Origin of the sequence: Kineococcus indalonis (assembly GCF_009906395.1) — a bacterium.
Taxonomy (GTDB): domain Bacteria; phylum Actinomycetota; class Actinomycetes; order Actinomycetales; family Kineococcaceae; genus Kineococcus; species Kineococcus indalonis.
Map to the genome: position 1 here is coordinate 1 of NZ_JAAALM010000795.1, position 1,242 is coordinate 1,242.

The following is a 1,242-nucleotide window of genomic DNA, read 5'->3' on the forward strand; positions in this document are numbered from 1 at the left end:
GTGCGCCGGTCAGCGGCCGCCGAGGATGTCGCGGATCTGCTGCTTCTGCGCGTCCCCCAGGCCCAGGGTGTCGGCGACCGAGTCGAACCACAGCGGTTCCTCGCCGTCGCCGAACAGCCCGCCCGGGCCCTCCTCGGCCTGCTGGGAGATGCCGGCGGAGACCGCCGGCCAGAACCCGCGCTCCAGGGTCCAGGGCGCCTCGCGGCTGACCAGGCCCGCGGCGGCCAGCTCGTCCAGGCGCTCGCGCACCTCGTCCACGGCGGCGGAGGCGGCCGGGCCCAGGTCGCCGGCCTCCTCCACGAGGTCGGCGAGGTCGGTCTCGTCCAGGGGCTCGCCCAGCACCGACGAGGCCAGGACCGTCGGCAGCAGCGCCTCGGCGGCGGAGAAGCCGCCGTCCAGCGTGGCGGGGTCGTCGAGCAGGAACCGCCCGACGAGGTCGCGGCGCAGCTCGCGGGCGTCCTCGTCGTCGTCGAGCCAGGTGGCGGCCTCCACGCCGGGGGCGAGGAACTCGTCGTCCTCGCCGTCCAGCAGCTCCAGGTCCAGCATCGCCAGCACCACCTGGCGCAGCCACGGCACGTCCTCCAGCCGCGGCGCCGCGCCCCCCTCGCCGGCGGCGACGGCCGGGGCGTGCTCGCCCAGCGCGGCGAGCACCGCGGCGACGTCGTCGGCGGAGACCTCCTCGTCGTCGGGCACGGCGGTGCCCGCGCCCACGCGCGCCAGCACGGCGCCGGCCACCCGCACCGGGAAGCTGGTCAGGACGGCGGCGTCCTCCTCGCGCGCGCTCACCTGCTCCGCGGCGGCGGCGAGCAGCTCGGCGGGGTCCGCCTCCCCCGGGCCCAGCAGCGCCAGGCAGGTCTCCAGGTGCCCGGCGGTGCCGCTCCAGCGGCCGGTCTCGCCCAGGAAGGCCAGGAACTGGTACCAGACGGCCTGCAGGTCCTGCTGCACCTCCTCGGGGTCGTCGGCGTCGGCGACCAGCGCGGGCAGCACCCGGCCGGTGAGGACCTCCACCTCCTCGGGGGTGAAGCGCGTGGCGGGCGCGGCCGAGGGCCGCAGCGCGCGCAGCCCGCCGAGGGACACGGCGAGGGCGTCGACGACGCCCTCGGCGCCGACCTCCTCGTCGAGGACGGCGTGCTGGCGCAGCCACTGCTCCAGCGGTGCGCGCAGCTCCTGCAGGGCGCGGCCGCCCGGCTCGCGCAGGTCGTCGACAGCGGGCAGCTCATCAGGACGGGGCACCCCAGCACC

General features: G+C 77.9%; 1 protein-coding gene. It reads right to left on the bottom strand.

Translation table 11 applies throughout. The features are described from left to right. Positions 1 to 9 precede the first annotated feature (9 nt). The coding region (locus GTR00_RS21165; RefSeq protein ID WP_166613482.1) for a hypothetical protein at positions 10 to 1,242 on the bottom strand (1,233 nt) is incomplete at its 5' end.